This window comes from Halovivax ruber XH-70 (assembly GCF_000328525.1).
In the GTDB taxonomy this organism is placed as follows: Archaea; Halobacteriota; Halobacteria; order Halobacteriales; family Natrialbaceae; genus Halovivax; species Halovivax ruber.
The window spans coordinates 2,475,744-2,499,908 of sequence record NC_019964.1; the positions used below are offsets into that span (position 1 = coordinate 2,475,744).

A 24,165-nucleotide genomic window follows, 5' to 3' on the forward strand; every position below is an offset into this window, starting at 1 on the left:
CGGCAATTTTAGGTCCGTTCGACGAGGAACTTTTCGAGCGGCCAGCGGGGCGTGTGCCCCGCTTCTTCCGCGGCGTAGCCGAGCCGAAACAGGTGCTGGGGCAACGCGTCGTCGGCGTCGAGGAGCGTAGCGAGTTCCGCCCGCATCGCCGGTCGTTCGAGAATTTGGCTCATCGGGTGGACCGCGACCCCCTCGGCCGACGCGGCCAGGGCCAATCGCTGAAAGCTCCGGCCGGTCTCGACTCGCACCGTCGGCGCGTCCGAATCCGTAGTCAGCACGGCGACGATCGGAGCGCTTCGGACGAGTTTCGAGTTCTTCTGGGCCTCGCGACTCCCCACGTTCAGGTGGCTGACGACCGCCTGGCCGATTCGCGCCTTCAGCCAGGAATCGCCGAGGGCACCGGTTCCAATCCAGTACCCCAACTCCCTCCGGTACGCCGAGTCCGCCAGCTGTCGCTGGTCGGCTTCGGCCTGTAACGCCGCGATCGACTCGTTCAGCTCGGGATCGGCTACTAGGCGCACGGAAACGTCGTCCTCGATCACGCACGCCCGCAACTGCTCCAAGAGCGCGTCGGAGACGGCAGTGGCCTCGAATGGGAGATGGTTCGTCGTTCGTTCCGTAATCGCGCCGAACAACCCGAATGAACGGTCCGATGGCGGTTTGGCATCCGGACGCAACGTCACGACCGATATTGGAGTGGCGTCATCGTGATATTCGATCTCGTAACCGAGATCGAAGTGTGCCGCGGCGATGCACAGGTTCTCGATCGCACACCCGAGGCTTACGTACAACTCCCGCTTGTCCGGATCGGCTGCATCCAACCAGCGGTCCTCGGCGGCGTGGATCTCGATCGAACCGCCGTCGACCGTGAACGCCCAGGGCTGGGAGTTGTGACTCGAAGGTGCCAAAATCGCGTACCGGAGGAGGAACCGAGCCCGTTTCTCGATCGACCCGTCAGCTGGGAATTCCGCGGCGTCGATTCGCCACACGTCCTTCGTCAGGTCGTGGGTATCCATAACACGACATTCGACCAGGTATCGTTTCAGTGTACTGCCGGACGGGATGTCGAACGAGTTCGATACGGAGCCGTCGCCAGAACTGCACCGCGATTCGGATCGTGCACTGGACGTGATCACCGCGGCTCCCGTCAGACCGACTCCTTCTACGGTCGGTGACTCGCCGCGCAGCAATCAGGGTGCGGTGACATGTCTCGGTACCACAGTTCGTCACCCCCACTCGGGCAGCTCGGAGAATCCGAAGGAGGGACGTGTCTCTCAACGAGATAACGGGTACACCACCGTCTTATACCGGACGTTCACGTACTGGTATCGCATCGAACCATGGACTCCCGCTCGCGCCGATCTGTTCTCGGCGGACTCGCCGCTCTCGGAGCAGCAAGCGTTTTTGCTCCTCCAATCACCAGTGAAGAAAACGCGGCTCTACCCTGTGCGCAAACAGATGACGGACATCTGGCCAATCCGGACGCGTTCGAGTCCTTTCTCGACGGTCTGGTAACCGCCCAGTTGGAGGCCCACGAGATACCGGGTGCCACGGTCGCCGTCGTTGACGGCGACGAAACGTTTGCGAAGGGATACGGGTTCGGCGACCTCGAATCGAGAACGCCAGTTCGGGGCAACGAAACGCTCTTTCGCATCGGTTCGCTGTCGAAACTGTTCACCTGGACTGCCGTGATGCAAGGCGTCGAACGGGGACGGCTCGAACCCGACGTCGACGTTACCCGGTACCTCGACGAGGTCGAAATTCCCGCGACGTACGAGCAACCGATCACACTTGACCACCTCGGGACGCACACGGCCGGATTCGAAGATCGGGCCCACGGGACGTTCGTGGTGGACAAGACCGATCTCCAACCACTGGAGCAGTCCCTCGTCGAATCGCAACCTGCTCGCGTCCGGCCGCCGGGTCAATTCACCGCCTACTCGAACTACGGTGCCGCGCTGGCGGGCCACATAGCCGCAACGACTGCCGGGACGTCGTTTCAGCGGTACGTCGACGAGAAGATATTCGAACCGCTCTCGATGTCCCGGAGCACGTTTACCCAGCCGGTCCCGGACGATCTTCGTATCGATCTTGCAACGGGGTACACAGCCACGGACGGCGGGTACCAGGATGGTGACTTCGAGTTCGTCGGCATGCCGCCAACGGGTGCGATGAGTACGACCGCGACCGATATGGCACGGTTCGTCCGGGCCCACCTTCAGGACGGAACCGTCGATACCGGACAGCTCCTCGACTCGGAAACGATCACAGAGATGCACCGACGGCGATTCGCGAACGACGACCGAGTGAACGGGATGGCATTCGGCTTTTACGAGATGAGTCGCCACGGGGTGCGCGTGATCGGTCACGCCGGTGACACGCCGACGTTTCACAGTCTCCTCTTTCTCCTCCCAGATCACGACGTTGGGGCGTTCGTTGCGTACAACAGCCCGGGAGGAGTCGACGCTAGAGAGGAGTTCATCGACGAGTTGGTCGACCGATACTTCTCCATAGACGAACCACCAGTTGCGGTTCCAGATAGCCGGCCGACGCGCGAATCGGACCTGGTGGGGACGTATAGATCGCTCAGGAGGCCCTATACGACCTCCGAGAAGTTCATCGGGTTCGGCGAGACCGTCTCCGTCTCGATCGACGAGCGAGGACGGCTAGTTACGACGAACGCCGGGGAAACGAAGCGGTGGGTCGAAGAAGAGCCGCTCTTCTTCCGGGAAATCCGCGGCCCCGACCAGCTCGCATTCCGCGAGACAGACGGAGCCGTCACGCATCTCTTTCTGGGGAGCCGACCCCCCTCAGCCTACGAGCGGCTCTCGATCCTGGAGCGACCGCGGGTTCACGGTGCGATCATCGCCAGCTCGGTACTCACGTTCGTGGCCTCCCTGGTCGGCTGGTCCGGCGCAGCCCTCCGTCGCCGGTATCGTGGCGCTGGACGATCACGGGACGATTCGCTGCTACGGTTCGCACGGTGGACTGGCGGCCTCGCAGCCGCCTGTTTCCTCCTCTTTCTCGTCGGTTTCGTGGCAGGACTGGCGGTGCGACCGACCGAGTTCCTGTACGGAGATCGGCTCCTGTTCCGGCTCCTCACGATCCCCTCACTCCTCGGTGCAGCAGCGAGCATCGTGACGGCCGTCCTGGCCGGCATTGCAATTCGGACGCGAGCGTGGGGCCCCTTGTTGCGAATCTCTTATATGGTGGTCGCTCTCGCCGCAATCGCGTTCACGGCATTGCTCTGGTACTGGAACCTCCTCTGGTATCAGATGTGATCGGTGAGTAGCAATCGGTTTGGACTGTGCAAAGCGACACGGTCCTGGTTCTTCGCGGAATCGAATACGTCGTAGCCAGAATCCGTCCCAGCAGTCACGATGTCACGCCGTCGCCAGCTGTCCGAGCCCGTCGGCCGCCTGCGACTCGTCGTCGCCGTACGTGATCGTCACCTCGGTCCCGCCGGACGAGGGTTGGGCGAACGCGATGTCGCCGCCGGTGTTGGAGACGATCCAGTTGACGAGCCAGAGGCCAAGACCGGACCCGTGTTCGAGCGGCGTCTCCTCCCCGTCGATGATCGCGCGTCGATCGGCCTCGGGGATGCCTGGGCCGTCGTCGACGACCGTGAACTCGAGTCGGCTCGTTCCACCCGTCTCGACGGTCTCGACTGCCACCTCGACGGTCGGGTCCGGGCACGGTGCGTGTTCGACCGCGTTGTCGACCAGTTCGTTCAGCGCCTCGACGATCCGGGCGTCGACCGCCTGCAGCCCGGACTCCTCGACGTGAGAGTGAATCGAGGCGGACGGATACGTCGCCGTCGCCCGATCGACGACGGTGCGAACGGCCTCGGACGGATCGATCTGCTGGACCTCGGTGGGCCCTTCGAGCGTCTGTTCGAGGCCGCGAGCCTTGTCCGCGGTCGCGAGCAGATCGGTGATCTCGTTTCGGATGGGTTCGACGTGGCCCTGGGCCAGCTCCGGCGCCTTCTCGGCGAGGAGATTGGCGTGGCCCTGAATCACCGTGAACGTGTTTCGCAGGTTGTGTCGCAGGACGCGATTCAGGACCTGGATGCGCTGTTCGCGCTGGCGCTGTGTCGAGACGTCGCGGACGACGATGACGTGGCCGTCCTCGACCGCGGAGGAGGTAACCTCTTTGGGAAACGTCGTGCCGTCGGCTCGCCGACCGGTCAACCGACCGCGCCAGTAGCGCTGTTCGGTCAGTTTCGGGATCACCTCGCGTTCGATCGTCGCGAGCGACTCGCTGGTGTAGAGACGATACCACGACTCACCCTCGAGGAGAGCTGGGCCAGGAAAGTCGTAGAGTTCGGCGTAGGCGTCGTTGACGTAGACGTGTTCACCGTCCTCGATGATCGCCATCCCGTCCATCGAGCTGTCCATCGCGCGCGAGAGCCGAGTCGTCTCCCGGTTCTTCGCCGACAGCGATGCGTGGATGTGACCGACCATCGCGCCGAGGGCGCCTCCGATGGTGAACCCGAGGAGTCCGATCTGGAGATAGTCGACTGACCGGCCGAGACGCAACTCGACCAGCACGACCGCCCAGCCGGCAAATAGCGCACCGAAGACGGCGAAGAGGAGCGTCCCGGCAGCGACGAGTTCCGTGCGCCGCGGTGACGGTGACTCGTCGAACGTCCGGAACCCATCCCACAGCAGCGCGATCCCGACCAGCACGAGCAAAAACACGTCCAGGAGCACGAGCGACAGCGAACCCTCGTGGAAGGCCGCGTACGCGGCGGCGACAGCCAGAAAGCCTCCACCGACGAGTGTCACCGAATGGTGACGGAGGGCACGGACGACTGGCTCCGGGGCGAAGCGCATTCGGGGGTCTATCCGAGAATATCACCACTATGGTATAATTGATGTGGCCAAATAGCGACGGCACCTACCGATCGATACCGGCCCAAGAACCATCTGTATCGGCGACAAACGGGCAATATGGACGTCGTTCATCTCGCACTGGCAGACACACTGCTCACGGTAACCGGGACGGGAGCCGATGCGTCGCGTCGAACCCGTTCGCTGGACGCCGGGCGACTGGAGTGTGTCGCCAGTCCACCGACCGACCCCACCACCGTGTTCGTCGGAACGTTCGATGGCGGTGCAGTTCGACTCACGGACGAGGGCGTGGAGTCGCTCGACGTCGGCGGTGAGCTCGATGGTGGCGACGATCCAGTCACGGCCCTGGCGATCTCGCCGCACGACCCGGATACCGTGTACGCTGGAACGGAGCCGAGTCGGCTCTACCGCTCTCGCGACGGCGGCGAAACGTGGACACACCTCGCTGGAATCGCCGACCTCCCCTCGGAGCCGGAGTGGTTCTTCCCACCGCGGCCGGACACCCATCACGTTCGCTGGATCGAGGTCGATCAGTTCGATCCGGATCGCCTCTACGTGGGCATCGAAGCGGGCGCGTTCCTGCTGAGTACGGACGGCGGCGAGAGCTGGCAGGAGCGACCACCGGGCGCACGACGTGACAATCACAGTCTGGAGACACACCCCGACCGAGAAGGACTCGTCTACGCCGCTGCAGGTGACGGGTTCGCCCGATCGACGGACGGCGGCGAAACCTGGGACCACCCGCAGGTCGGGCTCGACCACCGGTACTGCTGGTCGGTCGTCGCCGACCCCAGCGACCCCGAGTCGGTGCTCGTCTCGGCCGCCTCGGGTGCCTCGCAGGCCCACCGCCAGGGTACGGCCGACTCGTACGTCTACCGACTGCAAAGCGAGGACGCCTGGGAACGCCTCGAGGGGACTGGCCTCCCGACGGGCGACGGCGTCGTCAGGGCCGTCTTCGCGACGACGGACGAAGCGGGCGTCGTCTACGGGGCGAACAACACCGGCCTCTACCGGTCGAGCGACTTCGGCGACAGCTGGCGACCCGTCCCGATCGAGTGGGACGACGCGTTCGAGACGCAGACGCCCCGTGGGATCGTCGTGCGGAGCGATTAGGCGCCAACACCGGTATCTCCGTCCTCCGCAGCCGACACCCATTCGAACACGACGACCAAGGTGACCGCTTGCAGCGGGGCGATAAACAGCCCCGTAAGAAGTGTCCCGACGATCGGAACGCTCGCGAGCACCCAGGTACCAAGCCCGAAGAGGAGGATCAATCCGAAGAACGACCAGCCGTGTCCGAACGAGCGCTGATTACTCTCCCTGATCGCGACCGGGAGAGAACGGCCCGCGACGAGCAAAACGGGCGTCAGAAAGAGTCTGACGCCGACGACGGCCGCCACGATCAGTACCGGCACACCGATGAGCAGCGGCATCTCCTGAAACACGCCGAGACCACCGACGAATCGACCGAGCAGGTCGACGGCGACGACGAACCCGAGATAGGACGCGAAACGATCACGAACGGGCGGCGTGTCAATTCTCGCGTCGGCGAGTCCCTGGTTGATGACGATCACGCCCGCAAGGACGATCGACCCGATCACAAGGAATTCCAGCCCGGCAGCCCAGAGCAGATACGGGACGTCGAGATCGATCAGCGCCTGCAGCGGCCGGACCGTCTGGGACTGAGGCGTAGGGTAGAGAGCGTAGTCGACGTTGATCGTTCCAGGCGTCACCGATTCCCACGTGATCGCGGGGATCGGATCCCGACGTCGAAGCACGTCGACTCCAGTCAGCACCAAGGCGAATGCAGCGAACGGGAGGAAGAGAATCGGCTCGCGAACCAGTCGACCGGCGGCGCGTCCGAGAGAGCCGACCGCCAGTCCCGACCGGTCCCTGTGCGTTCCGATATCACCGGACTCGTCGTCGCCAGGGTCGGTCGAATACCCGGACATCACGCTTCCTCCAGGGCGACGATTCGTTCGTGTCCAGCGGCGTACAGGACGCCGTCGCCAACGATCGGCTGAGAGAGCCCGTAGGGACTCTCCCACGTCCACAACCTGTCACCCGTCGCCGCATCGAAGGCGGTCACCTCGTTCGTCCAATTGTACGCCACGTAGACGACCCCGTCGGCGACGATCGGGTCGACCTGGCGGGTGTACTCGACGGACCAGACCTCGTCCCCGCTCGCGAGGTCGATCGCGTGCAGGAATCCGTCGCCGTCGGTCAAAAAGACGGTGTCGTTCGCGACCGCGGCGCTCCCGTCGGTCGCGTTGCCATCGTATTCGTAGGTCCACCGCGTCTGGCCGTCCGTCGGATCGACCAGTACGACCGCGTTCCAATCGGGGACGACGACCCCCTCGCTGGTCGCCGTCGGCGGGAGAATCTCGTCGGCGTCGAGTTCCACCTCCCACAGGGAATCACCGGAGTCGACGTCGACCGCGTGGAGAAAGTTCGGCCAGCTCGCGAGATACGCGACGCCGTCCCGGACGGCCGGGCGGTGGAGCGGGTCACCGAACGTGTCACCGACGGTGTGTTCCCACTCGATGCGCCCGCTATCGCCGTGGAGGGCGACGAATCGACGCGTCTCGGGGACGGCCGCGATAACCGTGTTATCGACGGCTACCGGTGCCGTCGCTATCGGGGAACCGAGCAATCGACCGGCCGGGTCCCGACCTGGCGCGTGCCAGCGTTCGGCGCCGATCGACCAGCCGGCCACTTCGTAGCCACCGCCGGCGTTCAGTCCGAAGATCCCGTCTCGGCCCGTTACCGCCAGCGTATCGGTCTGATAGACGTTGCTGCCGACCCACGACGGAGCGGAGGTATACGATCCCTTCCTGTCGAAGCGTCGCTCACCGGTCGCTGCGTCGAACGCTGCGTGCGTCCGACGACCGACGGCAAAGAGCGTCCCGTCGACGAGGATCGGCGGGGCGGGACCGGCGAACGAGTCGTCGGTTTCTCGCTCCCAGCGGACCGCGACGTCGTCGGTCGGTCCCGAGCCGGCGGGGTTGTGTCCGGTGCCGGCGGCGTCGTGTCGTGGCATGGGCCAGTCCGTCGGCGCCGGTTCGAGTCCGTCCGAGCGAACGGCTCGAACGCCGACAACAGCGGCAGCGAGCCCACCGGCCCCGGCGACGAATCGGCGTCTGGAGGGCATTTTCTGAGCGTTGAACCGCCCCAGTATAAACTCTTGTTATCTCCCAGTCACGTTCGGGCTGGCCCCCTCGCCCCCGGATCGAGCGGTGAGAACGGCCAGGCACCCAGTCGAGCGGACGACGGGCGGGGGTGGCTTCGAAATCCTTTTAGCGCCGACCGGGGGATAGTAGAGTAACTGAGTGATATCATGGACGTCGACATCATCGAAGAAGACGAGAACCCCATGTTGCATCGGACGGACGTTACGTTCGAACTGACCCACGACGACGCCACGCCGTCTCGGCTCCAGGTCCGCGACAGTCTCGCCGCCAAGCTGAACAAGGACGCCAACGAGGTCGTCGTGCGCAACCTCGATACCAAGTTCGGCATGCGAAAGACCGTCGGCGCCGCGAAGGTCTACGAGACCGCAGACGCCGCGACCGAGGTCGAGCAGGACCACATGCTCGAACGCAACAAGATCGGCGTCGACGCCGACGAGGCGGCCGACGACACCGAAGCCGAAGCGGAGGAAGCCTGAGATGAGCCGACACGAACTCTACGCCGACGACGGCACGGTCGAGCGCGAAGAGTGTCCTCGCTGTGGCGACTCCTTCCTCGCCGACCACGGTGACCGCCAGCACTGCGGCAAGTGCGGCTACACCGAGTGGGAATAGCGATGGGCCGGGCGGAGCGAGGCGTATCGACGATCGCGAACGGCCCATTGTGCCGTGAGCGGACGACGAGAACACCGCGCACGCGCTCGTGAGCGCACGATCGCCGTGACTACTTCACCGCGAATTCTCGGGATCGAGGGGACGGCCTGGGCGGCCAGCGCCGCCGTCTACGATTCCGAAACCGATTCGACGTTCATCGAGAGCGACGCCTACGAGCCCGATAGCGGCGGGATTCACCCCCGAGAGGCCGCCGAACACATGCACACGGCCATCCCGCAGGTCGTCGAGGCGGCGCTTTCACACGCCCGCGAGTTGCAGGCCGAAGCCGACGAGTCGACGGGTGACGACCCGGCCGGAATCGCCGCTGACCCGCCGATCGACGCCGTCGCGTTCTCCCGGGGCCCCGGCCTCGGGCCGTGTCTGCGCATCGTCGCGACGGCCGCACGAGCGCTCGCCGGAACGCTGGACGTGCCCCTCGTCGGGGTCAACCACATGGTCGCCCACCTGGAGATCGGGCGCCACACCGCCGATTTCGAGGATCCGGTCTGTCTGAACGCCAGCGGGGCCAATGCCCACCTGCTCGCCTATCGGAACGGGCGCTATCGCGTCCTCGGCGAGACGATGGACACCGGCGTCGGCAACGCGATCGACAAGTTCACCCGCCACGTCGGCTGGTCACACCCCGGCGGGCCGAAGGTCGAGGCCGCGGCGGCGGACGGCGAGTACGTCGATCTGCCCTACGTCGTGAAGGGAATGGACTTCTCGTTCTCGGGGATCATGTCGGCCGCGAAGGCCGCCGTCGACGATGGCACACCCGTCGAAGACGTCTGTGCTGGCCTCCAGGAGACCATCTTCGCCATGTTGACCGAAGTGGCAGAGCGCGCGCTGTCGCTGACTGGCCGCGACGAACTCGTCCTCGGCGGCGGGGTCGGACAGAACGAGCGCCTCCGAGCGATGCTCCGGAAGATGTGCGAAGCGCGCGGCGCGACGTTCCACGCCCCTGAACCGCGATTCCTCCGAGACAACGCGGGCATGATCGCCGTCCTGGGCGCCAAAATGTACGCCGCTGGCGAGACGATCGCGGTCGAGGAATCGGCGGTCGATCCCGACTTCCGTCCGGACCAGGTCGACGTGGTCTGGCGTGGCAACGAGACGGTCGAAGCGAACAGATTCGGGGCGGACGAGGACGATCGGACGACCGTCGACGGTGCCGAAGCCGTCGTCACCGTCGATCGTGAGGCGGACCGGGTCACGAAACGGCGGGTTCCGAAGCCGTACCGACATCCGACACTGGACGAACGACTCCGGCGCGAGCGGACGGCGATCGAGGCGCGACTCACGAGTCTCGCCCGGCAGGTAGGCGTGCCGACGCCGGTGATCCACGACGTCGATCCCTACGAATCGACGATCACGTTCGCACACGTCGGTGACCGGGATTTGCGCGACGCACTCACCACCGAACGCGTGCGGGCCGTCGGACGATCCCTGGCGACCATCCACGACGCCGGGTTCGTCCACGGAGATCCGACCGTCCGGAACGTTCGCGTCGCGACCGGTTCGGACGCAGGCCGGACCGAGCCGGAGGCGGCCGCGGACCGACCATACCTCATCGACTTCGGTCTGGGCTATCACACCGACCACATCGAGGATTACGCGATGGATCTGCACGTCTTCGACCAGAGCCTCGTCGGGACCGCGCCGGACCCGAAACCCCTCCGGGAGGCGGCGATCGACGCCTATCGCGAGGTCGGCGACACGCGGGTCCTCGATCGACTCGCCGACGTGGAAGGGCGCGGCCGGTACGTCGGCGAGTGAGTGCGCAGGGATGGCGGCCCCGATCGGACGCTGTCAGCCTCCACGGACGGATCAGTTCAAGCGACGGGGAGTGATGGCCCTATCAGGCTGACCCGTAGGTCTGTCGCATCGGTTTCACAGCACGCGGACGCTCACGCAATATTCTTGGGCCTTCGCGTCGTATCCGTCGGTATGGCAGACAAACCAACGTCCGGAGAGATCCTGGGAGTGCCGTACAACTTCGAGCGGCCGAGCATCGGTCGAATGCTCTCGTCGTACTGGCAGCCCGGCAAGAGCATGCTGGTCGAGAAACCGTTCGGCGTCGGCTACACGCTCAACCTCGCGAACTGGCGCTCGTGGGTCATCGTCGGTGTCGCTGCCCTCCTGCTGTGGAAGGAGAGTACGGATGGAAGCGACGAAACCGAGGAGAGCGAACCGGTCGAAGTGCTCGTCGACGACGAGTAATCGTTCACAAATTGCTCCCCGGCCGACGCAGCGCTCGATCGATCGACGCGACTATTTCCGTTCGGCGTTGGCTCTCGACCATGAGCCTGCGATTCGTCACCGGCAACGAGGGAAAGGTCCGCGAGGCGCGGGCGTACTTCGACGGGATCACCGACGTCGAACAGGTCGCCTACGACTACGCGGAGGTTCAGGCCGACGACCTCGAGACGATCGCGAGCCGGGGTGCCGTCGAGGCCTACCGCGAACTCGACGGGACGGAGCCGCTCTTCGTCGAGGACTCCGGACTCGCGATCGAGGCCCTCGGCGGGTTTCCGGGGCCCTACTCCGCGTACGTCGAGGACACGCTCGGCATCGAGCGGGTCTGGAACCTCGCCGCCGACGAGGAAAATCGACGCGCCCGGTTCGAGTCCGTGATCGCCCACGTCGACGGCGATCCAGCCGACCCCGACGTCGAGACGTTCACCGGCACCGTCGCGGGCACCATCGTCGCCCCGCGCGGCGAGGGCGGCTTCGGCTACGATCCGATCTTCGCGTACAACGGGGCGACGATGGCCGAGATGGGTGCGACGGAGAAAAACGCCATCTCACATCGCGGTCGTGCGTTCGCCACGTTTGCCGAGTGGCTCGCCGAGGACGAGTGAGTCGGTATCGCGGACGACGACTGAGTCGGTACCCGCTTACGCCCGCGGGTCGCGATCGGGTCCGGGATACGTGCCGCCTTCGACGTGTTCGTAGAGACTCTCGGGATCGAAGAGCGTCGCAAAGGCGTCCGGCGGTCGGATGCTCACGTCGACGCGGGGCTTGATCGTGAGTCCGGCGGTCGCCGAGGTGAGCCGTTCGTCGTCGGAGAGGAGATGGGCAGCCTCGCCGGCGTACGCCGACGCCAGCGCCGGGTGGTCCTCGGCCGGGTGCTCGACGCTGACGCGCTCGGCGGCGAGTCGGTCGCGGTGATCGGCCGCGAGTTCGGCGTCGGCGATGATCGTGACGAGCGCCTCCGTCGCATCAAGCAGGTGGTCGCTCGCGACGAGTTCGACCCAGGAGTGGCGCCGGACGCAGTCGAGCGCCTCGCGTGCATCGGCGCCGACGAGCAGGTCGGCCGCGAGGACGTCCGCATCCGCGACGACGCGTGCTGGATTCGGTCGATCAGCCATCGGTTTCCTCCGTACCGTCGGCCGCCGATGCGGACGCATCGGATCGCTGTCGGTCGAGCGTCTCCCGGATCGTCTCGCGATCGGCGGCTACCGTCGCAGCTCGTTCGAACAGGTCGGCCCAGGTCGTCATCGGGCGGACTTCGGTCCGCGACGAAAAAAGCGTGTGCGTCCGGATTGTGGGGTGCCAGTCGGGCCCAGATGGTCGCGCCGCCAGGATTGGTAGTGGTCGCGCCGCGAGGGTTGGTGGTGGCCAGCAGCTCACTCGTTCGAAGCGAGGTAGTTTCCGGAACACCAGGCCCAGATCCCGTAGTCAGGAACGTGCAATCCCCACCAGCGGATGCCGTCGGCGTCGGTGGGTCCGTTGACGACCGTCGCGGTGGTCCCCTGTGGAAGCGTCTCGACGACGTCGTACCCGAGGCCGGGGCCGTCGCGTGCGTTGAGCGAGGAGGCCGTGGTGACGACCGACTCGTCCATGAAGAACGCGACTTCGGCGAGGTAGTTCCCGGAACACCAGACCCAGGCGTCCTGTTTCGAGAAGTGCAGGCCCCACCAGGTGATGCCGTCGGCCGTCTCTGGTCCGTTCATGATCCGGCCGACAGAGCCCTCCGGAAGGGTCTCGACGACGTCGTAGTCGAGCCCCGGTCCGGATCGTCCGTTGAGATCCGTCGTCGTCATCGCACCATCTTCCATCTCGAACGCGCCATCACCGCCGCCTCCGCCACCACCGCCGTCGCCGTTGCGGACGTAGTCCATGAAGGTGTCGGGGTCCCAGTCCGGCCCAGGACAGGACTTCGACGGCAGGTCGTTGCAGTAAGCGTCCTGCGGTGCGTGGCGGTGACCGATGATGCCGCCGGCCTGATTACAGCGGGCGCTGCCGTACTCGTAGTACTCGAGCGGGATGTCGTACTGATCTGCCAGTTCGCGGACGACGGCCGCCGACGCCTGGTAACACTCCTCCGTGAAGTACCCGCCGTAGTCCGAGTGCCACTCGTGTTCGATCCCGATCGAGGAGGAGTTCGTCCCGCTCGCGTGCCACGCCATATCCTCGTGGTGGACCATCTGTGTGACGTGCCCTGGATCGTAGGCGGTGTGCTCGTAGTTGCTGATCACGTAGTGTGCCGAGACGTTCGCGCTCGGGTCACGGAACCAGTCGATGGCACTCGTGTACGAGCCGACCGTGCAGTGGACGACGATCCAGTCGATCTCCGCCGTGCCTCGATTCGCCGCCGAGTAGTTGCTCGAATCCGCAGCGAGGAACCGGTCCGCTGTGTTCGTCTGTCGGTGCGACGCTCCCGCGGTCATCGAGCCGGCGCCGAACGCGCCGCCGATGCCCGCCGAGAGCCCACTCGTCTTGAGGAAGGTTCGTCGATCCATCGCATCAACAGTGATTTCCAACGGAAGTAATAAATTACTAGCTCCGTTCACCACAACGAGTGGCGCGTCGACGAGCGAATGCGTTCGCCGACGATCACAGTGCGTCGACACGCTCCAGTTGTTCTTCGATAGCTGCCCGCCCGTCCGCATCGAGCGGGCGGAGCGGGGAACGCGGCGTCCCCGCAGGCCGACCACGGAGTTCGAGCGCGGCCTTCACGCCCGCCACGCCGAACTCACTCACGGCGCATTCGTTGAGTCCGGCGATCGTCGCCTGGATCGATCGGGCAGTGTCGCCGTCCCCGCGAGCGTGGGCGGCTGCCAGATTCGCCACCAGTTCCGGAACGAGATTCGCGACCCCCAGAATACCGCCGTCGGCGCCCACGTCGAGCGCCGAGGCGTAGACGCCGCCGCTGCCCACGAGCACCGCGAAGTCCGCATCGGCGGTCAGCCCAACGGTGCGCTGGAGCCGGTCGACGTTCCCCGAGGAGTCCTTGATCCCGGCGATCGTCTCGTGGCTGGCCAGTCTGGCGACCGTCTCGGGAGCGAGCACGCAATCGGTGAATTTGGGCACGCTGTAGAGGTAGATCGGGATCGGACTCTCGTCGGCGAGGTCGCGATAGTAGGTCTCGAGTGCCGCCTGGCCCTGGCCGTAGTACGACGGCGTGACGACCAGCGCGGCGTCGGCCCCCGCGTCGGCCGCCGCCTCCGTCGTCGCGAGGGTGGATTCGAACCCCTCGCGACCAGTCCCGGCGAGGACGGGCCCGTCGGCCGCGTCGGCGACGGTCTCGACGACCGTCTGGCGCTCGCCGGACGTGAGTAACGGCGCTTCGCCGGTGGAGCCACACGGGACGAGAAAGTCGACGCCGTCTGCTTCCAGCCAGGTGACGAGCGACGCGAGCCGGTCGTGATCGACGCTGCCGTCGGCGGCGAACGGCGTGACGATGGGAACGCCAGTACCCTGCATAGCGGCTACTGAACGGCGACCGAGAAAAGTGTCGGGCTCGGGGCGATCTTCGGACGATGCAGCCCGATCGTGAGTTCCCGTCCGTGCGCGTTTGGGCCGATCACCATGCCCAACTGCGTTGGCGCAACGGACACGACTCGGTCGGGGAAATAGTCCCGACTCGTTCATCGGACGGTTCCGACCCGTGCGGCGGAATCGGCTCCGACTCGGTCTGTGGAATCGCTACTCTCCAAGCAAATCGACAGGAGGTTCCGACGCGATTCCGTCTCCCTGCTGGACGAAGGGAGCGATCTCGTTCCACGCGGGGCCTTCACTGATCGTCCCGTCCTCCCGGTCCCAGCAGATGTAGTCCATCGCCTCGAGTTTCGGCAGATGCGCGTGGTGAAGCATTACCCTCACGGAAGCGGCCCGTCCCTCACCACAGTCCGAATCGCCGGCGACACTGCGCGTTGCGTCCGCGACGGAGAGTGGGGCATCCTCCTGTATCGCGGTCAGCACTCGCCGTCGGTGGCCGTTTTGCAGCGCCTCCATAACCTGATCGACAGAAGTCCCGTTGCCCATAGTGTCGAGTGTATAGCCACACAATTACGGACGGTGCATGGCACACGAGGCCGTTAACCCATCCCACCACTCGGTGGATACAGACTGGAGAGCCACAAAGAACAGACGTCAACTAACCCGCTGGAACGCTTCAGACTCCTCGGCTTCCATCGCGATGAGTGAATTCGTCACGAGCGTCTCGATTCCCCGACGCAGTCGTTCGGTAACGGCCTGATCGGAGATACCCAGCGCGTCGCCCATATCCTGTGTGGACACCTGCCGTGGAATCGAATAGTAGCCCTCTTCGACCGCCCGGATTAGCGTCTCTCGCTGGGCGGTCGTCAGCCCATACCACATGCCGGTTCCCGGGCGAACGGGGTTGTAGATTCGACCGACTTCGAGGGAGATACTCGCGTCCGCGCAGTACTCCTGGAAGTCGCTGAGGCGTTCGTGAGTCTGGAAGCGAATTTCGAACTCCCAGGTGCTCGTAGTGCCGGTCGCACTGAGTAGCTGCCCACCGATCTCGGCGATTCCAAGAAAGAAGTCGTCCGTGGTGACGTCCCAGTCGAGTGAATACAGCCGTTCGTTCTTGTGCCGGCTCACTTCGACGATTCGATCCACGGCCGAGTGGTCACGGACGTTCTTTTCGAAAGACTCGCGGGCCTCGTCACTGACCGAGAAGAACGGTACTGCCTTCTCCCCGAGCGGCACCATGGTTTCGAGTTCGACGGTTGCACCGGGGTCCAGCCTGAGAATGCGTCCCAGTTCGAACGCGTCGGCGGGTATCCGGAGGTGAGCGATGACGGCCATTCCCTTCCCTGTGTCTGGGTCCGATCCGTGTAAAAAGGACCTGCATGGTATACCAACCTGCAAGCAAGTGCATGGTCCACCATGGTTAGGGTAGCCCTTTGCGGGCGGCGCGCCTTGCACGAACTGGACCGAACGCCCTGCGCGGATATCGGTCTCGTCAAAGGCGACGAGATCGTGACTAGCGCCACTCTTCGAGTCGTGGTCAGACGGCCCACTCCATGACACGAAATCCACTCACGGACGTCTCGATTACGAGCCCCGGAGAGTTCGAGACCGTTCTCGCCGCAGCCGTCGAAACGGCAATCGGAGCGAACGTAGACGTCCGCAGCGCGTGGGAGTTCGAAACCCGCGGTTCGACCCACAACTGGGAGGTTCAGATCGTCGAACTGGCGAAGGAGTTCGACGACGAGTAACTCGAGTCGCGTCCAGGGCACCTACCACCCTTCCGTCCACGAACAGCGCGACTGCGCCGTCAGGGCAGATTCGATTCTGGCACTACGGACGGCCCGACCGAGAAAACTGGCTCAGAAACGGCGTTCGGACGGGAGGAATCGGCCCTCAGTAGCCGAACTGGTCGCGGACGAGGACGACCGTGGTGCGGCCCTCCTCTAGTTCCTGACGGAAGATGAGCTGTTTGGCGATGGCCGAGTCGACGCCGTAGGCCTCGTTGGCCCGCTCGTTCTCCAGCGGGTAGGCGACGGATTCGAGCCGGTCGAGCGCGTCAGAGAGCGTCGGCACGATCTTGTTCACGCCGCTGACGATGACGACGTTTCCGGCGGCGAAGGGGTACGCGCCGATACGGCTCCCCGATCGGTCGGCCGCGACGAGTTCGCCGGTCTGGGCGATGGCGTTGACGCTACCGAGGAAGTAGTCGGCCGTCTGCGACTCGCGCCGGGCCGCCTGGCGCTCCTCGTCGTCGTCGATGCTCCAGACCTGGTCCGGAAGGCTCTCCCACTCGTGGTCACCCTCGCTCAGGTACTCGACGAACCCGATCTCTTCGAGCGTCGTCGAGTGGCCGTTCATCACGGACGCCCCGGCGGGAATCTGTGACTGGACCGCCGTGAGCGCCTCGTCGGCCGAGTCGACGACCACGACGTCGAAGCCGTGGTCCTCGAGATTCGAGACGGCCTCGTCGATGGCGTCCGCGGCGGGGAGTTCGTCGAGCGACTCGTCGATATCGGTCTGGGAGACGTAATCAGATTTCTGCTGTGACATGGTGCGTGAGTCGACGCTCACAGATAGTGTGAGATCACCCAAAAGTGCTCGCTGACACCGGTGTCGGGAGGTGATACCAGTGTTACTCCGTGAGACCGACGCGGAACCGACGAGGATTTCGAGAGAACACCCAAGTTGATAGTCGGTGTGTCTAATTTCTCTGCTGGAGGAACAATACGTCTCTATGGAAACGACATTCACCCACCAACCGTCGTTCACCCACCTCGTCGTCGAACTCGCAGCTGGCGAAACGATCCTCGCGGAACCCGGCGCGATGGTCGGGCACTCCCCGAACGTCGAGATTTCGACGGCCAGCAGCCGTGATGGGTTGCTCAGCTCCGCGAAGTCGATGCTTGGCGGGGAGTCACTGGTCGTCAACGAGTTCACTGCGGAAGGTGGTCCCGGCGAGGTGCGTCTGGCACCGCCAACACCGGGCGACGTCAAGGAACACGAATTGCAGGACGAGACGCTGTACACTACTGACGGCGCGTTTCTGGCGTCGTCGCCAGGTATCGACATCGACTCGGAATTCGGCGGGCTCAAGTCGATGCTCGGCGGGGCGAGCCTCACGCCGCTAGCTCTCAAGGGAACCGGCACCGCCTTCATCGACGCCTATGGCGGGCTCGAACGTCTCGATCTGGACCCTGGCGAGTCCTACACGCTGGACAACGAGCACCTGATCGCCTGGGACGACAGCGTCGAGTTCGATACTCGGCGCGTCGGCGGGCTGAAATCGACGCTGCTGAGCGGGGAAGGACTCGTCTTCGACTTCACCGGTCCGGGGAGCGTCTGGTACCAGACCCGAGACATCGATAGTTTCGTCGGCATACTCGCACCCAGAATCCAGACCAGCGACAGTTGATCAGTCGACCGATCGACGACACCTCGCTGGGGCTGTGGGAAGTGAAACGACCGGAGTGCGGAGAAACGGATAAACGGGATCACATCGTTGGGTCGGTATGGTCGAGACCGCTGCGACGACGCGTCGCCGACTGGCCGATCGACTGCGCGAGGAACCCGGCACGCCCGCGGAGCTCGGTCGCGAGTTCTCCCTCTCACCGTCGACCGTTCTCACACATCTCGAACATCTCGCACACAGCCTCCAACACGACGACGAGGAGTTGCTCGTCGCACCACCCGAGTGTCGCGAGTGCGGCTTCGACGACTTCGACGACCTCCTCAATCGCCCGTCTCGCTGCCCCTCGTGCAAACACGAGGGGATCCGGGAACCGACTGTCACCATCCGGTGACAGATCAACGGAGTGACGCTGGATTCGTATCCGATACGCCTTTCAGTGTCCGCGGAGTCCACACTGACGAACCCCCGACACCGGCGGCTTTCGATGGATTCGACGCCGAGTGACGACCCTGTCGGGGCCCCGACGATCCATGACGACCCCTGCACCCGACACAACCGATCTGACGCTCTCCGTCCTCGACGCCCTCCCAGCGGACGCACCGGCAGCCCCGCTGACGAGCGCGCTCGACATCCTCACGAACGAACGCCGGCGACACGTCCTCCGGGTCGTCGGCGAGCAGGGCGAGACGATGACGCTCCCCGACGTCGCCGACGAGGTCGCCGTCCGGGAGTGTGGCCGCCCACTCCCCGAGATCCAACCCGAGACCGTTACCGAGACCTACATCTCGATCTACCACGACCATCTCCCGCGACTCGTCGACGCCAACCTCCTCGCGTACGATCAGGAACGCGATCTCGTTCACCCCAGGTTCGCTACCGACGCGGTCGATTCCCCCACGAACTAACGCACTCCTCCCGGACGAACGCACGCCAACCGCAGTCGCTCACTCAGTAATAGCGTGCGTCGACGCGCTCGTCGAACGCCCGTTGTAGTCGCGCGGTCAGCGGCCAGCGACTCGGTTCCTCGACTGTGTCTGACCAGCCAGCGGGCCAGGACCCAGCCACATCGTCGAGCGCCGATCGCTCGTCACCGGCCCCTCGATTCTGACCGACTGCTTCCCCGTCGAACCGGCAGACCGGTCTGAGTTCCCACGTCGAGTTCGTCAGGAACACCTCGTCGGCCGTCGCGACGTCTTGCAGTTCGACCGAACGAGTGGCCGCCGGGATCTCCAGCTCGGCGGCCAGTTCGAGGACGACGCGGCGGGTGATCCCCGGCAAGACGGGACCGTCGGTCGACGGCGTCACGAGTTCGCCGTCGTCGACGAGGAAGACGTTGCTCGTCGCGCCCTCGGTCACGTGCCCCCGACCATCGAGCATGAGCGCCTCGTCGGCGTCGGTGCCGCGCAGTTCTAGTCGGGCGAGGATCCCGTTCGCGTAGTTGTGCGTCTTCGCCGCCGACGGGAGGGCGGCGTCGGGTATCCGTCGGGTCTCGACCGTCCGGACGACCGCCGGCTCCGCCCAGACCGGCTGTCCGTCGACGCCGCCACGCGGGAGTGGCTTCACCCAGATGACGACGGTCGGGTCGACCGGCCGCTGGGGCGTCACCGTGCCGGGCTGGACGCCCCGCGTGATCGAGAGCCGGACGTACGCATCGGCCAGTTCGTTCGCGGCGAGCGTCTCGTCGATGCGCGCTCGCAGGTCCTCGCGATCGAATCCGTGCGCTATCCCGAGCGTCTCGCAGGTTCGGGCTAACCGATCGGCGTGGGCGTCCCACTCGAAGATCGAGCCGCCATACGCCCGCACCGTCTCGAAGGCCGCGTCGCCGTAGCGAAAGCCGCGATCGTCGACGCTGACCGTCGCCTCCTCGGCGGGCACGAGCTCGCCGTCGACGTGGTACAGCAACGACTCCGCGTTGTCGGGGGCAGTCACGAGTCTCCCCTCCGGCGCTTGCGTGCGGCAAGCTCACAGAAGTTCTCGACGAGTCGCCTGCCGATGGCGAGCGAGATGCCGGTCGTCCGATCAGTCTCGGTGGCGGTGTCGCCGGGTTCGCCCGTCGACGATTCGTCGCGGCGAACGCTCGACGATCCCTCGACCGTGCGGGTCAAGAGACTCTCGGGATGGAACTGGACGCCGACGTGCGGGCGCTGTCGGTGGCGAACGGCCATCACGACCTCGCGGTCGTCGACTGTCTGGGCGGTCTCGACGAGCGAGTCCGGAATCTCGGTTCGCGGGACGGCGAGCGAGTGGTAGCGGCCGACCTGCACCCGTTCGGGGAGCCCCGAGAAGATGCCCTCGCCGTCGTGCGTGACGACGGACGGTTTGCCGTGGACGACGTCGGGTGCCTGGCGGACGTCGGCCCCGTGGGCCGCACACAGTGCCTGGTGGCCCAGGCAGACGCCCAGAATCGGGTATCCGGTCTCCGCGAACAGCGGGATCGAAATTCCCGCGTCGGCGGGCGTTCCGGGTCCGGGCGAGATCACGATCCCGTCCGGGTCGAGCCGACGCACGTCGTCGACGTCTATGTCGTCGTTCCGGCGAACGAGTACCGACCCCGCCACGCTCCCGACGTACTGGACCAGGTTGTAGACGAACGAGTCGTAGTTGTCGATCACGAGGATGGTCGGCCCCTCGCTCGACCCACCGCCATCGCCGTCGATCACGCCCGATCACCCCCATCGGATGTTGCATCGTCGATGTCGGCACCGGTCGCACCCGTCTCGACGGCGAGCGCGGCACGGTCCCCCAGGGCGTCGTCGAGCGCCGTCACGAGCGCGCGTGCTTTGTCGAGCGTCTCGTCGTACTCGTGTTCGGGGACCGAGTCGTGGACGATACCGGCACCGACGCGGAGGTGGTAGGTTTCGGCCTGGCGGACGAGCGTCCGGATGACGATATTGACTGTCGCCCGGCCGTCGAAGCCGAAGATGCCCATACTCCCGGTGTAGGGGCCGCGGCGTGTGGCCTCGAACTCGTCGATGAGTGCCATCGTCCGGGGTTTCGGCGCACCGGTGATCGTCCCACCGGGGAACGTCGCGGCGATGGCGTCGGCGAGCGTCGCGTCCTCGCGGAGGCGGCCGCGAACGTCGGAGACGAGGTGCATCACCTCGGCGTAGCGGTCGATCCGGCGGTACTCGGCGACCTCGACCGAGCCGTATTCACAGACCTTGCCGAGATCGTTGCGCTCGAGATCGACCAGCATAGCGTGCTCGGCGCGTTCCTTCTCGTCGTCGCCGAGTTCGGCAGCCAGCGCCTCGTCTTCGGCTTCGGTTTCGCCACGCGGCCGCGTACCGGCGATCGGCTCGGTCCGGACGAGGTCACCGTCGCGTTCGAGCAGGAGTTCCGGACTCGCACTGACGAGGTCGGCCGACCGGTACTCCAGCAGGCCGGAGTACGGCGCCGGATTCACCCGGCGAACCGCATCGTAGGCGGCGACGGGGTGGACAGCGGCGGGTGCCGCCAGTCGCTGGGAGATGTTCGTCTGAAACGTCTCACCGGCCCGAATGCGCTGTTTGACCCCCCGGACACGATCGGCGAACGACGCGCGGCCACACTCGCTCTCGAACGTCGCGTCGGTCGCGTCCACCGGTGGTGGGCCGGTCGACGGTTCACCCTCGAGAATCGCGGTTGCGAGGGCGAGCGCTCGATCGCGGCCGCGTTCGAAGAGCGACGCCGAAGAGTCGGCCGCTTCGACGCCGTCACCACTTTCTGGGTCGAGACGAGGGCACGCCGAAATCCGCAGCGTCGTCGGGCCGTCGACGGGGCCCTCCCACGCGGCGAGGCGGTCGAAGACGGCGAGTTCGAGACGGGGGAGTGTGCGATCGTCGACCGCCGATTCGGGCACCGTCTCGAGTTCGCGGGCGACGTCGTAGGAGAGCCAGCCGATCGCCCCGCACGGGTAGGGAACCCGCGTGTCGTCCTCGTCGGGGGGTCGTGTGATCGACTGGGTCGCGAGCACCCCCTCGAGGGCGGCGAGCGTCGGTGACGGCGCCGCCGTCTCGATCGATTCGGCCGGTTCGGAGACAGTCAGACGCTCGACGGGATCGACGCCGAAGTAGCCCCAGCCGGGCTGTCCGCCGGTCGTCTCGAGAAATGCACCGCCGGGCCCCCGACGGGCACGGCGGTAGGCATCGAACGGATCGTCGACGGTGAGCCGCACCTCGACGGGAATTCGCGACCCTGGCGGGGCACGTTCGGCGGCCGCCCGGACATCGTCGAGGGTCGTCACCACGTGCGGCTCGGTCATACGCCGACAGACACAGACGGGGGTCAATCCTCTTACGGTAGCGGTTGGCGTGGACGGATACGACAGTGGCGCCGATTCCCCTGGTTCGTCCCGCAACATCGGCAGGTGCCGTGGTCGGCGGAGCGAGCGATTCGACCCCAGTGGTCGGGGAGGAGAAAAAGTGGTGAAAGCGTGCGGAGAATGCGCCTCGATCGGACAGAAATGGCTCGATCGGACAGGTTAGCGATCGTTCGCGCGATCGATCCACTCCTCGATGCGCGAGGCGGCGATGTCGGTCTCCGCGGCCAGTTCGTCGGCGTCGCTCTCGGCGAGCGCCAGCGTCGAATCGACGCCGGCGGTGGCGAGGCGCTCACCGTAGGCCGGACCGATTCCCTTGATCTCGGTGACCGGTTCGCTCTCGACCTCGGTCGGTTCAGGTGTCGAATCGGTCGTCTTCTCGGTCGTCGGCGTCGCGTCGGTATCGGCAGGGCCAACGGCCTCGGCAGGTTCGGCGGCCCCGTCTTCAGGGGGTTCGCGCGAGATCGAGCCGGTCGACCCGCTGGCGTCCGTTCCCGCGGCGACCGCATTCAATTCGTCCGAGGAGTCGTCTGCCGAGTCCGGCTCTGCCTCCTCGATCGTTGCGGCGATCGATTCGGTCTCGTCCGTCTCGGCGTCAGTGTCGGCCTCGTCGGCGGACGGCGTGTCATCCGCCTCGGGCGCAGCGTCGTCTTCGGCGTCCGATGCAGTATCGAGGTCGTCAGCAGCCGACTCCGCTTCGTCGTCGGACGTATCAGCGATATCGTCGCCCGTGGGTTCGGCGTCTTCGGTAGCGTCGACGACAGTACGGTCGTCGGCGCCCGTATCGGTCGGTTCGTCACGATCGCGGCTGCTCATCGGTGGCGGTGCCTCGCGTCCGGATCGTGCCGTCGAGTCGGTCGAGTCAGTGTCGACCGTGACGCCACCATCGCGGTCGCGACGCTTCGACCCGCTTCCCCCCACACCCAGCAGGGATTTTAGCTTCTCCAGGAGTGCCATATCGATTCGATAAACGGTTCGCCCGCTAAAATCGTTCGATTACGGCAGCGGCCGGTGTCCCTCTCGACCAATCACCGTTCCTGATCGGTGTTTGCCTCGAAACTGGACCGCAGTACCCGCCCCATCGCCGCGACCGGCGCGTCGCGACCGGTCCAGCGTTCGAACGCCGCCGCCCCCTGATAGAGGAGCATCCAGGTACCGTCGACGGCGGTCGCTCCGGTGGCAGCCGCATCGCGAAGCAACCGCGTCTCGCGCGGCCGGTAGACCGCGTCCATCACGACGAGGTCCTCGTGGAGCGCCTCGCTCGGGACGATCGACTCGTCCGATTCCATCCCGACGCTGGTGGCGTTGACGAGGACCGTCGCGTCGGCGAGGAGCGTTGGGAGGTCGTCGAGGCCGTGACCCGACGCGTCGGGCACCTCGCTCGCGAGCGCCGTCGCCCGCTCGACGGTCCGATTCGCGACGCGAACGGTGGCGCCCGCCTCCGCCAGCCCGAAGGCGATCGCCCGACCGGCCCCGCCCGCTCCCACGACGACCGCCGTCGCACCGTCGAGCGAGTCGTCACGATCGGCGAACCCTCGCTCCCGAAGCGCCCGAACGGCGCCGGCTGCGTCGGTGTTGTGTCCGGTCGGCCGGGTGACCGCGTCTCGGTCGTCGGCTCCCGCCGAGCCGCCCTCGGGGAACGCGATCGTGTTGACAGCCCCGATACGGGCCGCCAGATCGTCCGGCTCGACGTGGTCGATCGCCCCCTCCTTGAACGGAATCGTGACGTTCAGTCCCGCGATGCCGAGGGAGCTAGCGCCCCGAATCGCGTCGCCGAGCGCGTCGCGGTCGGGTTCGAACGTGACGTAGGTCGCGTCCATCCCGCGGGCCTCGTACGCCGCCTCGTGCATCGGTGGCGAGAGCGAGTGGCCGACGGGGTTGCCCAGCAGGCCGTAGACGTCCATACGTCGAGTGGGCACGGGCCGCAGTTAATGGGGTCGGTGTGGTCCGCATCGGATCCGCGGAGGACGGGAGACGTAGAAGGGGGAACCGGGACGACTCGACGGTCCCCTCGAGTTGAAGCGACGCTCGCCACCGAAC

The 24,165-nt window shown here is 65.8% G+C and carries 27 protein-coding genes; 11 read left to right on the plus strand and 16 right to left on the minus strand.

The window, feature by feature from the left end; genetic code table 11:
• Positions 1–8 precede the first annotated feature (8 nt).
• Positions 9–1,016, minus strand: coding sequence for an Acg family FMN-binding oxidoreductase (locus HALRU_RS11865; protein WP_015301629.1), 1,008 nt, complete (start codon positions 1,014–1,016; stop codon positions 9–11).
• Positions 1,017–1,340: 324 nt separating this feature from the next.
• On the opposite strand from HALRU_RS11865, the gene HALRU_RS11870 reads away from it, so the two are divergent.
• Positions 1,341–3,281: a serine hydrolase gene (locus HALRU_RS11870; RefSeq protein ID WP_015301630.1), complete on the plus strand. Its 1,941-nt coding sequence runs from the start codon at positions 1,341–1,343 to the stop codon at positions 3,279–3,281.
• Positions 3,282–3,383: 102 nt separating this feature from the next.
• Here the strand turns inward: HALRU_RS11870 and HALRU_RS11875 are convergent, their stop codons facing one another.
• The gene (locus HALRU_RS11875) at positions 3,384–4,835 is read right to left on the minus strand and encodes a PAS domain-containing sensor histidine kinase (RefSeq protein ID WP_015301631.1); all 1,452 of its coding nucleotides are present in this window, start codon (positions 4,833–4,835) and stop codon (positions 3,384–3,386) included.
• A 117-nt stretch (positions 4,836–4,952) separates the two neighbouring features.
• Between HALRU_RS11875 and HALRU_RS11880 the strand changes: the two genes are divergently transcribed.
• Positions 4,953–5,966 (plus strand): WD40/YVTN/BNR-like repeat-containing protein, encoded by a 1,014-nt coding sequence (locus HALRU_RS11880; protein WP_015301632.1) that lies wholly within the window; start codon positions 4,953–4,955, stop codon positions 5,964–5,966.
• Here the strand turns inward: HALRU_RS11880 and HALRU_RS11885 are convergent.
• Together HALRU_RS11885 and HALRU_RS11890 are read right to left on the minus strand one after the other, a co-directional pair.
• Positions 5,963–6,805, minus strand: a complete 843-nt coding sequence (locus tag HALRU_RS11885; protein WP_015301633.1) for a hypothetical protein — start codon at positions 6,803–6,805, stop codon at positions 5,963–5,965. The genes HALRU_RS11880 and HALRU_RS11885 overlap by 4 nt on opposite strands.
• Entirely contained in the window at positions 6,805–8,004 is a 1,200-nt protein-coding gene (locus HALRU_RS11890; protein ID WP_015301634.1) for an outer membrane protein assembly factor BamB family protein, read from the minus strand. Before HALRU_RS11890 ends, HALRU_RS11885 begins: the two co-directional genes overlap by 1 nt.
• A gap of 186 nt (positions 8,005–8,190) precedes the next feature.
• On the opposite strand from HALRU_RS11890, the gene HALRU_RS11895 reads away from it, so the two are divergent.
• From HALRU_RS11895 to rdgB, 5 genes are all read left to right on the plus strand, one after another.
• Positions 8,191–8,520, plus strand: coding sequence for a 30S ribosomal protein S24e (locus HALRU_RS11895; protein WP_015301635.1), 330 nt, complete (start codon positions 8,191–8,193; stop codon positions 8,518–8,520).
• Between the two features lies 1 nt (position 8,521).
• A complete protein-coding gene (locus HALRU_RS11900) occupies positions 8,522–8,656 on the plus strand; it encodes a 30S ribosomal protein S27ae (RefSeq protein ID WP_015301636.1) in 135 nt (44 codons plus the stop codon).
• A 105-nt stretch (positions 8,657–8,761) separates the two neighbouring features.
• Positions 8,762–10,471, plus strand: a complete 1,710-nt coding sequence (locus tag HALRU_RS11905) for a bifunctional N(6)-L-threonylcarbamoyladenine synthase/serine/threonine protein kinase (RefSeq protein WP_015301637.1) — start codon at positions 8,762–8,764, stop codon at positions 10,469–10,471.
• Between the two features lie 171 nt (positions 10,472–10,642).
• A complete protein-coding gene (locus HALRU_RS11910; RefSeq protein WP_015301638.1) occupies positions 10,643–10,915 on the plus strand; it encodes a DUF5808 domain-containing protein in 273 nt (90 codons plus the stop codon).
• A gap of 80 nt (positions 10,916–10,995) precedes the next feature.
• Positions 10,996–11,556: an RdgB/HAM1 family non-canonical purine NTP pyrophosphatase gene (rdgB, locus tag HALRU_RS11915; RefSeq protein WP_015301639.1), complete on the plus strand. Its 561-nt coding sequence runs from the start codon at positions 10,996–10,998 to the stop codon at positions 11,554–11,556.
• Between the two features lie 36 nt (positions 11,557–11,592).
• On the opposite strand, the gene HALRU_RS11920 is transcribed toward rdgB, so the two are convergent.
• The 6 genes from HALRU_RS11920 to HALRU_RS11940 form a co-directional block, all read right to left on the minus strand.
• Positions 11,593–12,066, minus strand: coding sequence for a DUF7384 family protein (locus HALRU_RS11920; RefSeq protein ID WP_015301640.1), 474 nt, complete (start codon positions 12,064–12,066; stop codon positions 11,593–11,595).
• Positions 12,059–12,196: a hypothetical protein gene (locus HALRU_RS15750; RefSeq protein WP_015301641.1), complete on the minus strand. Its 138-nt coding sequence runs from the start codon at positions 12,194–12,196 to the stop codon at positions 12,059–12,061. Before HALRU_RS15750 ends, HALRU_RS11920 begins: the two co-directional genes overlap by 8 nt.
• A 128-nt stretch (positions 12,197–12,324) precedes the next feature.
• Positions 12,325–13,440 carry an N-acetylmuramoyl-L-alanine amidase gene (locus HALRU_RS11925; protein WP_015301642.1) on the minus strand — a complete coding sequence of 372 codons (1,116 nt, stop codon included), beginning with the start codon at positions 13,438–13,440 and terminating at the stop codon, positions 12,325–12,327.
• Between the two features lie 94 nt (positions 13,441–13,534).
• Entirely contained in the window at positions 13,535–14,404 is an 870-nt protein-coding gene (locus HALRU_RS11930; protein WP_015301643.1) for a dihydrodipicolinate synthase family protein, read from the minus strand.
• Positions 14,405–14,626: 222 nt separating this feature from the next.
• Complete coding sequence (locus HALRU_RS11935) at positions 14,627–14,965, minus strand: DUF7344 domain-containing protein (RefSeq protein ID WP_015301644.1); 339 nt, start codon at positions 14,963–14,965, stop codon at positions 14,627–14,629.
• A 108-nt stretch (positions 14,966–15,073) separates the two neighbouring features.
• Positions 15,074–15,754: a helix-turn-helix domain-containing protein gene (locus HALRU_RS11940; protein WP_015301645.1), complete on the minus strand. Its 681-nt coding sequence runs from the start codon at positions 15,752–15,754 to the stop codon at positions 15,074–15,076.
• A 218-nt stretch (positions 15,755–15,972) separates the two neighbouring features.
• Between HALRU_RS11940 and HALRU_RS11945 the strand changes: the two genes are divergently transcribed.
• A complete protein-coding gene (locus HALRU_RS11945; RefSeq protein ID WP_015301646.1) occupies positions 15,973–16,167 on the plus strand; it encodes a hypothetical protein in 195 nt (64 codons plus the stop codon).
• Between the two features lie 145 nt (positions 16,168–16,312).
• On the opposite strand, the gene HALRU_RS11950 is transcribed toward HALRU_RS11945, so the two are convergent.
• Positions 16,313–16,969 (minus strand): lactate utilization protein, encoded by a 657-nt coding sequence (locus HALRU_RS11950; RefSeq protein WP_015301647.1) that lies wholly within the window; start codon positions 16,967–16,969, stop codon positions 16,313–16,315.
• A gap of 184 nt (positions 16,970–17,153) precedes the next feature.
• Here HALRU_RS11950 and HALRU_RS11955 point away from each other — a divergent pair, with 184 nt between their 5' ends.
• From HALRU_RS11955 to HALRU_RS11965, 3 genes are all read left to right on the plus strand, one after another.
• Complete coding sequence (locus tag HALRU_RS11955; protein WP_015301648.1) at positions 17,154–17,831, plus strand: TIGR00266 family protein; 678 nt, start codon at positions 17,154–17,156, stop codon at positions 17,829–17,831.
• A gap of 97 nt (positions 17,832–17,928) precedes the next feature.
• Positions 17,929–18,219 carry a transcriptional regulator gene (locus tag HALRU_RS11960; RefSeq protein ID WP_015301649.1) on the plus strand — a complete coding sequence of 97 codons (291 nt, stop codon included), beginning with the start codon at positions 17,929–17,931 and terminating at the stop codon, positions 18,217–18,219.
• Between the two features lie 139 nt (positions 18,220–18,358).
• On the plus strand, positions 18,359–18,733 hold the full coding sequence (locus HALRU_RS11965) for a DUF7344 domain-containing protein (RefSeq protein ID WP_015301650.1): 375 nt from the start codon (positions 18,359–18,361) through the stop codon (positions 18,731–18,733).
• 43 nt (positions 18,734–18,776) lie between these two features.
• Here HALRU_RS11965 and HALRU_RS11970 read toward each other — a convergent pair whose 3' ends face one another.
• The 5 genes from HALRU_RS11970 to HALRU_RS11990 form a co-directional block, all read right to left on the minus strand.
• Positions 18,777–19,757 (minus strand): aminotransferase class IV, encoded by a 981-nt coding sequence (locus HALRU_RS11970; RefSeq protein WP_015301651.1) that lies wholly within the window; start codon positions 19,755–19,757, stop codon positions 18,777–18,779.
• Entirely contained in the window at positions 19,754–20,488 is a 735-nt protein-coding gene (locus HALRU_RS11975; protein WP_015301652.1) for an anthranilate synthase component II, read from the minus strand. Before HALRU_RS11975 ends, HALRU_RS11970 begins: the two co-directional genes overlap by 4 nt.
• The gene (gene pabB, locus HALRU_RS11980) at positions 20,485–22,068 is read right to left on the minus strand and encodes an aminodeoxychorismate synthase, component I (RefSeq protein WP_015301653.1); all 1,584 of its coding nucleotides are present in this window, start codon (positions 22,066–22,068) and stop codon (positions 20,485–20,487) included. The genes HALRU_RS11975 and pabB overlap by 4 nt, the downstream gene beginning before the upstream one ends.
• A gap of 219 nt (positions 22,069–22,287) precedes the next feature.
• The gene (locus HALRU_RS11985) at positions 22,288–23,082 is read right to left on the minus strand and encodes a helix-hairpin-helix domain-containing protein (RefSeq protein ID WP_015301654.1); all 795 of its coding nucleotides are present in this window, start codon (positions 23,080–23,082) and stop codon (positions 22,288–22,290) included.
• 71 nt (positions 23,083–23,153) lie between these two features.
• Positions 23,154–24,029 (minus strand): shikimate dehydrogenase, encoded by an 876-nt coding sequence (locus HALRU_RS11990; RefSeq protein ID WP_015301655.1) that lies wholly within the window; start codon positions 24,027–24,029, stop codon positions 23,154–23,156.
• Between the last annotated feature and the right edge of the window lie 136 nt (positions 24,030–24,165).

Coding starts and splice junctions, on each gene's coding strand:
- HALRU_RS11865 (WP_015301629.1), bottom strand. CDS start 1,016: ATGGATACCCACGACCTGACGAAGGACGTGTGGCGAATCGACGCCGCG.
- HALRU_RS11870 (WP_015301630.1), top strand. CDS start 1,341: ATGGACTCCCGCTCGCGCCGATCTGTTCTCGGCGGACTCGCCGCTCTC.
- HALRU_RS11875 (WP_015301631.1), bottom strand. CDS start 4,835: ATGCGCTTCGCCCCGGAGCCAGTCGTCCGTGCCCTCCGTCACCATTCG.
- HALRU_RS11880 (WP_015301632.1), top strand. CDS start 4,953: ATGGACGTCGTTCATCTCGCACTGGCAGACACACTGCTCACGGTAACC.
- HALRU_RS11885 (WP_015301633.1), bottom strand. CDS start 6,805: ATGTCCGGGTATTCGACCGACCCTGGCGACGACGAGTCCGGTGATATC.
- HALRU_RS11890 (WP_015301634.1), bottom strand. CDS start 8,004: ATGCCCTCCAGACGCCGATTCGTCGCCGGGGCCGGTGGGCTCGCTGCC.
- HALRU_RS11895 (WP_015301635.1), top strand. CDS start 8,191: ATGGACGTCGACATCATCGAAGAAGACGAGAACCCCATGTTGCATCGG.
- HALRU_RS11900 (WP_015301636.1), top strand. CDS start 8,522: ATGAGCCGACACGAACTCTACGCCGACGACGGCACGGTCGAGCGCGAA.
- HALRU_RS11910 (WP_015301638.1), top strand. CDS start 10,643: ATGGCAGACAAACCAACGTCCGGAGAGATCCTGGGAGTGCCGTACAAC.
- rdgB (WP_015301639.1), top strand. CDS start 10,996: ATGAGCCTGCGATTCGTCACCGGCAACGAGGGAAAGGTCCGCGAGGCG.
- HALRU_RS11920 (WP_015301640.1), bottom strand. CDS start 12,066: ATGGCTGATCGACCGAATCCAGCACGCGTCGTCGCGGATGCGGACGTC.
- HALRU_RS15750 (WP_015301641.1), bottom strand. CDS start 12,196: ATGACGACCTGGGCCGACCTGTTCGAACGAGCTGCGACGGTAGCCGCC.
- HALRU_RS11925 (WP_015301642.1), bottom strand. CDS start 13,440: ATGGATCGACGAACCTTCCTCAAGACGAGTGGGCTCTCGGCGGGCATC.
- HALRU_RS11930 (WP_015301643.1), bottom strand. CDS start 14,404: ATGCAGGGTACTGGCGTTCCCATCGTCACGCCGTTCGCCGCCGACGGC.
- HALRU_RS11935 (WP_015301644.1), bottom strand. CDS start 14,965: ATGGGCAACGGGACTTCTGTCGATCAGGTTATGGAGGCGCTGCAAAAC.
- HALRU_RS11940 (WP_015301645.1), bottom strand. CDS start 15,754: ATGGCCGTCATCGCTCACCTCCGGATACCCGCCGACGCGTTCGAACTG.
- HALRU_RS11945 (WP_015301646.1), top strand. CDS start 15,973: ATGACACGAAATCCACTCACGGACGTCTCGATTACGAGCCCCGGAGAG.
- HALRU_RS11950 (WP_015301647.1), bottom strand. CDS start 16,969: ATGTCACAGCAGAAATCTGATTACGTCTCCCAGACCGATATCGACGAG.
- HALRU_RS11955 (WP_015301648.1), top strand. CDS start 17,154: ATGGAAACGACATTCACCCACCAACCGTCGTTCACCCACCTCGTCGTC.
- HALRU_RS11960 (WP_015301649.1), top strand. CDS start 17,929: ATGGTCGAGACCGCTGCGACGACGCGTCGCCGACTGGCCGATCGACTG.
- HALRU_RS11965 (WP_015301650.1), top strand. CDS start 18,359: ATGACGACCCCTGCACCCGACACAACCGATCTGACGCTCTCCGTCCTC.
- pabB (WP_015301653.1), bottom strand. CDS start 22,068: ATGACCGAGCCGCACGTGGTGACGACCCTCGACGATGTCCGGGCGGCC.
- HALRU_RS11985 (WP_015301654.1), bottom strand. CDS start 23,082: ATGGCACTCCTGGAGAAGCTAAAATCCCTGCTGGGTGTGGGGGGAAGC.
- HALRU_RS11990 (WP_015301655.1), bottom strand. CDS start 24,029: ATGGACGTCTACGGCCTGCTGGGCAACCCCGTCGGCCACTCGCTCTCG.